This is a genomic window from Sphingopyxis sp. P8 (assembly GCF_020622175.1).
Lineage (GTDB): Bacteria > Pseudomonadota > Alphaproteobacteria > Sphingomonadales > Sphingomonadaceae > Sphingopyxis > Sphingopyxis jiangsuensis.
The window spans coordinates 1,648,735-1,655,000 of the sequence record NZ_JACNMK010000001.1; the positions used below are offsets into that span (position 1 = coordinate 1,648,735).

General features: G+C 63.3%; 6 protein-coding genes, 1 tRNA gene and 2 rRNA genes (1 of these 9 running past the window's edge). 3 read left to right on the top strand and 6 right to left on the bottom strand.

Annotated features, from left to right (window positions below):
* The first annotated feature begins 9 nt into the window (after nt 1-9).
* On the top strand, nt 10-429 hold the full coding sequence (locus H7692_RS08165; RefSeq protein WP_201928816.1) for a DUF3035 domain-containing protein: 420 nt from the start codon (nt 10-12) through the stop codon (nt 427-429).
* A 149-nt stretch (nt 430-578) separates the two neighbouring features.
* Here H7692_RS08165 and H7692_RS08170 read toward each other — a convergent pair whose 3' ends face one another.
* Nucleotides 579-947: a winged helix-turn-helix transcriptional regulator gene (locus H7692_RS08170; RefSeq protein WP_201928815.1), complete on the bottom strand. Its 369-nt coding sequence runs from the start codon at nt 945-947 to the stop codon at nt 579-581.
* A gap of 80 nt (nt 948-1,027) precedes the next feature.
* Between H7692_RS08170 and H7692_RS08175 the strand changes: the two genes are divergently transcribed.
* Nucleotides 1,028-1,462, top strand: coding sequence for a PaaI family thioesterase (locus H7692_RS08175; protein WP_201928814.1), 435 nt, complete (start codon nt 1,028-1,030; stop codon nt 1,460-1,462).
* A 7-nt stretch (nt 1,463-1,469) separates the two neighbouring features.
* On the opposite strand, the gene dxs is transcribed toward H7692_RS08175, so the two are convergent.
* The gene (gene dxs, locus H7692_RS08180) at nt 1,470-3,398 is read right to left on the bottom strand and encodes a 1-deoxy-D-xylulose-5-phosphate synthase (RefSeq protein WP_222136339.1); all 1,929 of its coding nucleotides are present in this window, start codon (nt 3,396-3,398) and stop codon (nt 1,470-1,472) included.
* Between the two features lie 46 nt (nt 3,399-3,444).
* Nucleotides 3,445-3,651 carry a hypothetical protein gene (locus H7692_RS08185; protein WP_222135405.1) on the bottom strand — a complete coding sequence of 69 codons (207 nt, stop codon included), beginning with the start codon at nt 3,649-3,651 and terminating at the stop codon, nt 3,445-3,447.
* Nucleotides 3,652-3,991: 340 nt separating this feature from the next.
* Between H7692_RS08185 and H7692_RS08190 the strand changes: the two genes are divergently transcribed.
* Nucleotides 3,992-4,879, top strand: coding sequence for a MipA/OmpV family protein (locus tag H7692_RS08190; protein ID WP_222135404.1), 888 nt, complete (start codon nt 3,992-3,994; stop codon nt 4,877-4,879).
* Between the two features lie 65 nt (nt 4,880-4,944).
* On the opposite strand, the gene H7692_RS08195 is transcribed toward H7692_RS08190, so the two are convergent.
* The 3 genes from H7692_RS08195 to H7692_RS08205 form a co-directional block, all read right to left on the bottom strand.
* A tRNA-Met gene (locus H7692_RS08195) sits at nt 4,945-5,021 on the bottom strand.
* Nucleotides 5,022-5,132: 111 nt separating this feature from the next.
* Nucleotides 5,133-5,247: ribosomal RNA gene (gene rrf / locus H7692_RS08200) — 5S ribosomal RNA — on the bottom strand.
* Between the two features lie 114 nt (nt 5,248-5,361).
* Nucleotides 5,362-6,266: ribosomal RNA gene (locus H7692_RS08205) — 23S ribosomal RNA — on the bottom strand (it continues 1,886 nt past the right edge of the window).

Consider the following 6,266-nt stretch of genomic DNA (forward strand, 5'->3'; position numbering starts at 1 on the left):
ATTTTTGACGTGAACCGGACCACCGCCTTCCTAGCCGCCACGATTTTCGCGACCACGCTGTCGGCGTGCGGGTCGAACAGCCTGTTCAACCGCGACCGTCCCGACGAAATGCGCGTGTCGCGCCAGGCGCCGCTCGTCGTGCCGCCCGATTTCTCGCTCACCCCGCCGGCACCCGGCGCGGCGCGTCCCGGCGGCGAATCGACCGCCGAGCAGACGCTGCGCGCGCTCTTCGGCGGCGCCGCACCGCGCAGCGCGACCGAAGCCGCGATCATCGGCAGCGCCGACGGCACCCGCGCCGATCCCGGCATCCGCAGCCAGATCGGTAGCCCCGACACGCAGGTCGTCGACAAGGGGCTGACCGTCCGCGACATCATCGCCGCCCCCGAAGGCGACGGCCGCGACGCGAGCGCGGCAATACCGGGCGCGTAAGGCAACCGGCCCTTTCCAATCGCGATTATGGCTCTCTGCCGCCAAGGCCGATGGCGGCTTTGGGGTGGGGAGCTGTTATTCCCAAGGTTCGTCATCCCGGACTTGATCCGGGATCCATTTATGCAACGTCGGGAAAAATGGATCGCGGATCAAGTCCGGGATGACGATGACGTGAGGCTCTGCCCCCCGCCCCCTCCGTCCCCGGCACGCGGCAGCCATTCGTCGCCCCACGCCCTGATTGCCTCATAGGTTGGCCGCAGTGCCTCGCCCGCAGGAGTGAGGCGATAGCGCGCGCGGCGGCCCTCGGGCGGTACGCGCTCGATCACTCCCGCCTCGATCATCCAGCCGAGCCGCGACGTCAGCGCTGCGCGCGAAATGCCGAGCCGCTCGACGAAATCCTCGAACCGGTCGCGCCCGACAAAGGCCTCGCGCAGGATCAGCAGCACCCAGCGGTCGCCGAGCAGGCGCGAGGCGCGCCCGATCGGACAAGGCGACCGCGAGGCGACATATTCCTTCATAAGTCTTCTTTTAAGACTTGACGCGGCACGGGGGCAAGCAGCATTTGGTCTGCATATCAGACTAAATAAGGATTCTCCCCATGCACGGTCCCCGCTTTGCCGACAATGACGAGGCCGTCGCCTATATGAAGCGCGTCGGGGTCGAGGGGTCGGGCTTCACCGCCTTCCTCGGCGTCGAGCCGCTGCGCGTCTTCGATGGCGAGGCCGAACTGCGGCTCGCGATGCGCCCCGACCTCACCCAACATCACGGCTTTGCGCACGGCGCGGTCGTCGGCGCGATGGCCGACAATGCCTGCGCCTGGGCCGCTAGCAGCGTCGTTGGCGATGTCGTGACCGGCAGCTACACGATCAACTTCCTCGCGCCCGCCAAGGGTACGCATCTGCTGGCGACAGCCAAGGTCGTCCGCGCCGGCCAGCGCCAGGCCGTCGTCCGCGCCGAGGTCTGGGCCGAGAATGAAGGTGTAGAACCCAAGCTCTGCGCCATCGCGCAAGCGACGATCGTTCCGGTGGGCTAAGCAGGCGTTACGCCCGCGCGCCCGCCTCCTCGACGCCCGCGCTGTTGTGGCGCAGCGCTTTCAGCACCGTGTCGACGATTGCCGGGGCGTTGAGCCCGGCGGCTTCATATTGCAGCTCGGGCTTATCCTGATCCTGGAACATGTCGGGCAGCCGCATCGTGCGCAGTTTCAGCCCGGCATCGATCAGCCCCTCGTCGCTCGCGAGCGTCAGCACATGCGCGCCGAGCCCGCCGATGCTGCCTTCCTCGATCGTCACGCACACTTCATGCGCAGCGAGCGTCTTGCGGATCAGTTCGTCGTCGAGCGGCTTGGCAAAGCGCAGGTCGATAACGCTCGTTGAAAGCCCGCGCGCTTCGAGCGTGTCGGCGGCTTTGAGCGCTTCGGCAAGGCGCGTACCCAGTGAAAAGATCGCAACGGCCTTGCCCTGCCGCACGACGCGCCCCTTGCCGATTTCGAGCTTCTGCGGAACGTCGGGCAGCGGCACGCCGGTGCCATTGCCGCGCGGATAGCGGAACGCGATCGGGCCATCGTCATATTCGGCCGCAGTATAGGTCATGTGGACGAGTTCGGCCTCGTCGGCGGCGGCCATGACCACCATGTTCGGCAGCGTCGCCAAATAGGTGACGTCGAAGCTGCCCGCATGGGTCGATCCGTCGGCGCCGACGAGCCCCGCGCGGTCGATCGCGAAACGCACCGGCAGGTTCTGGATGGCGACATCGTGGACGACCTGGTCATAGGCGCGCTGGAGGAAGGTCGAATAGATGGCGGCGAAGGGCCGCATCCCCTGCGCCGCGAGCCCCGCGGCAAAGGTGACCGCATGCTGCTCGGCGATCCCGACGTCGAACGCGCGGTCGGGATGCGCCTTTGCGAACTTGTCGACGCCGGTGCCCGACGGCATCGCCGCGGTGATCGCGACGATGCGCGGATCACTGTCCGCAAGCTTGGCAAGCGTCTCGCCAAAGACATTCTGGTACGCGGGCGGCCCCGGCGGCGCCTTCGCCTGCTCGCCGGTGATGACGTCGAATTTCTGGACACCGTGATATTTGTCGGCGGACGCCTCGGCGGGGGCATAGCCCTTGCCCTTCTTGGTCACCGCATGGATCAGCACCGGGCCGTGGTCGCTGTCGCGCACATTTTCGAGCACGGGGATCAGATGGTCGAGATTATGGCCGTCGATCGGCCCGACATAATAAAAACCGAGCTCTTCGAACAGGGTGCCGCCCATCGCCATGCCGCGTGCATATTCGTCGGTCTTGCGCGCCGCCTTGTGGAGCGGCTCGGGAAGCTTGCGCGCGAAGCGTCGCGCAATCTCGCGCAGTTCGAGGAAGGGCCGCGAAGAGACGAGCTTTGCGAGATAGGCCGACAGCCCTCCCACGGGCGGCGCGATCGACATGTCATTGTCGTTGAGGATGACGACCAGCCGGTTGCCCGCCTGTTTCGCATTGTTCATCGCCTCATAGGCCATGCCCGCCGACATCGACCCGTCGCCGATCACCGCGATCGCGCGGCCGGGTTCATTCTTCAGCTTGTTGGCGATCGCAAAGCCCAGCGCCGCGCTGATCGAGGTCGACGAATGCGCCGCGCCGAACGGGTCATATTCGCTCTCGCTGCGCTTGGTGAAGCCCGACAGGCCGCCGCCCTGCCGCAGCGTGCGGATGCGGTCGCGGCGTCCTGTGACGATCTTGTGCGGATAGCATTGGTGCCCGACGTCCCAAACAAGCTTGTCGCGCGGGGTGTCGAACACATAATGGATTGCGGTGGTCAGTTCGACAACGCCAAGGCCCGATCCCAGATGGCCGCCCGTCGTCCCGACGGCCGAAATCATCTCCGAACGCAGTTCGTCGGCGAACTGGCGGAGCTGTTCGGGCTTGAGCTTGCGGAGGTCGGCGGGGACATCCACCGTGTCGAGCAGCGGCGTATGCGGAACGTCGGTCATCCCGCGGTCATAAAGGTTGCCGCCGATACTGTCGAACGAAAAGGGGTCATTCGCGCGTTGCGTTTTCATCCGCGTCACGGCGTTTGGCGGCGTCGATCTGTGCATAAAGACCGCGCACCATCAGGTCGGTGAAGACGAGCATCACGCCGATCATTCCGACAAACAGCGCGACCGCCACGACGGGAAAGGGACCAAGGTCGCCGATCATCCCGCGCCGCGCCGCTACCGCGAGCAGGCCTGCCACCGCCATCATGGCGTAGCCCGCAAAACGCCCTGCCCGGGTCATCAAGGGGAACCAACCGGCATGCAGCAGCATTGAGGGGCAACGAGCGAAAGCAACGGCATCGCAGCACGATGCAGCGAAATGTTCCGCACCGCAAGCCGAAGTCGTTGCATCGTGCCGCCAATGACATACAACTCCTTCCCAGAGGGATTACGACAGGAAACCCATGCGCCGCACGGTACTGCTTTCCCATCTGCGTTTCGATCCCATGCGCCTCGTCGCGGTTGCGGCTTGCGCCTTCTCGGCGTCGGCGTCGGCCGGCGAACCGGCCCCCCTGGCCCCAAATCCCCTGCTCGATGACACACGCGCCTTGCGCGATGATGCCGCGGCAAGCGGTAGCGCGTCAGCGACTATGCTGGCGCAGGAAAGCGGAACGATCGACGAAGCGATTCTGCTCCCCCCCATCCCCCCGAACAGCGAGAATGGCGAGCGCAAATGGGCGCGCGACTATTTTTCGATCGCGGCAGGGATCGTCAGCGTCCCGAGCTACAGCGGGTCGGACGAACGCAACATATTGCCCGGCTTCTACCTGCGCGGCCGTGTCAGCGGCTTTGCCTTTTCAACCCGTGGCACCAACTTGCAGGTTGACCTCGTCCGTCAACGGCGCGGCGAGAAAACCGACGTCAAATTGGGCCCGATCATCAACCTGCGCAGCGACCGCACCGGGCGCATCAAGGATCCGCAGGTCGAAGCGCTGGGTGAAAAGAAGCTGGCGATCGAAGCGGGCGTAATGGCCGGTGTCACGCATACCGGCCTCGTCACCAGCGGCTACGACCAGCTGGGTTTCCGCGTCGTCGCACTCAAGGATATATCCGGACGCCACGGAAGCTGGGCGATCTCGCCTACCATCGACTATGGCACGCCGCTGTCAAAGCGCGCCTATGTCGGCGTTTCGGCGTCGGTCAACCTCTATGGCAAGGGCTTCGGCGGCTATTATTACGATATCGATCCGGCGGGCAGTGCCGCGAGTGGCTTGCCGGTCTATGACCGCGCCGGACGGAAGGCGACAGTCGGCAAATACACCCTTGGCATGGCGGGCGCCTATGCGCTGTCGGGCGACTTGCGCAAAGGTTTCGTGCTGATCGGCGGGGCGCAATATGGCCGGATGCTCGGCCGGTTCAGCGATTCGCCGATCGTCAGCATCGCGGGCAGCCGTAACCAGTGGCTCGCCGGCGGCGGCGTGGCGTATCAGTTCTGAAAGGCGAAACCGAGCAGCAACGCACACGAAAAAACCCGCTGCCCAATGGGTCAGCGGGTTGGTGTTGGTTGCGGGAGTAGGATTTGAACCTACGACCTTCAGGTTATGAGCCTGACGAGCTACCGGGCTGCTCCATCCCGCGTCAACCAGTCACACGAGCCCCCGATGGGAGCCGTGAAAACAGCAAAGGGCGGCCAACGCCGCCCTGACTTTGTGAATGGGTTTTCCGTTTCGACCTTACGCCGGCTGCAATGCCTGGCGACGTCCTACTCTTCCGGGGCTTAAGCCACAGTACCATCGGCGCTGTCAGGTTTCACGGCCGAGTTCGAGATGGGATCGGGTGGGTCACTGACGCCATGGTCACCAAGCAATGAAGCCGGCGTAGGTCAAAAGGGTTTCAATCGATGTCCGTGCAATACTGTCTGATCAATCATCCACTATCGCGGACAAGCCCATCAGGCCTGTCGTTGATGGCGGGACTCTTAAGTGCGAATAGAGCAATTAGTATCGGTTAGCTCCACGCGTTACCGCGCTTCTACATCCGATCTATCAACGTGGTGGTCTTCCACGGCTCTGTGAAATCTTATCTTGAGGGAGGCTTCCCGCTTAGATGCTTTCAGCGGTTATCCCGTCCATACATAGCTACCCTGCTGCGCGGCTGGCGCCACGACAGGTACACCAGAGGTATGTTCAACCCGGTCCTCTCGTACTAGGGTCAACTCCTCTCAAATTTCGACGCCCACGGCAGATAGGGACCAAACTGTCTCACGACGTTCTGAACCCAGCTCACGTACCACTTTAATTGGCGAACAGCCAAACCCTTGGGACCTGCTCCAGCCCCAGGATGTGATGAGCCGACATCGAGGTGCCAAACGATTCCGTCGATATGAGCTCTTGGGAATCATCAGCCTGTTATCCCCGGCGTACCTTTTATCCGTTGAGCGATGGCCCTTCCACTCGGGACCACCGGATCACTATGACCGACTTTCGTCTCTGCTCGACTCGTCAGTCTCGCAGTCAGGCAGGCTTATGCCATTGCACTCTCGCAGACGGTTTCCAACCGTCCTGAGCCTACCATCGCGCGCCTCCGTTACTCTTTAGGAGGCGACCGCCCCAGTCAAACTACCCGCCACAGAGGGTCCCTGATCCAGTTTCATGGATCGAGGTTAGACATCAGAAAACAACAGGGTGGTATTTCACCTATGGCTCCACCAGATCTGGCGACCTGGCTTCAAAGCCTCCCACCTATGCTACACAGTTCTTTCCTAATGCCACTCTGAAGCTGCAGTAAAGGTGCACGGGGTCTTTCCGTCTAACCGCGGGTACTCCGCATCTTCACGGAGAATTCAATTTCGCTGAGCATCTCCTGGAGACAGTGGGGAAGTCG

Bases quoted from the DNA above. Each gene is read 5' to 3' on its own strand.
- H7692_RS08175 (WP_201928814.1), top strand. From the start codon at position 1,028: ATGCACGGTCCCCGCTTTGCCGACAATGACGAGGCCGTCGCCTATATG.
- H7692_RS08185 (WP_222135405.1), bottom strand. From the start codon at position 3,651: ATGATGGCGGTGGCAGGCCTGCTCGCGGTAGCGGCGCGGCGCGGGATG.
- H7692_RS08170 (WP_201928815.1), bottom strand. From the start codon at position 947: ATGAAGGAATATGTCGCCTCGCGGTCGCCTTGTCCGATCGGGCGCGCC.
- dxs (WP_222136339.1), bottom strand. From the start codon at position 3,398: ATGACCGACGTTCCGCATACGCCGCTGCTCGACACGGTGGATGTCCCC.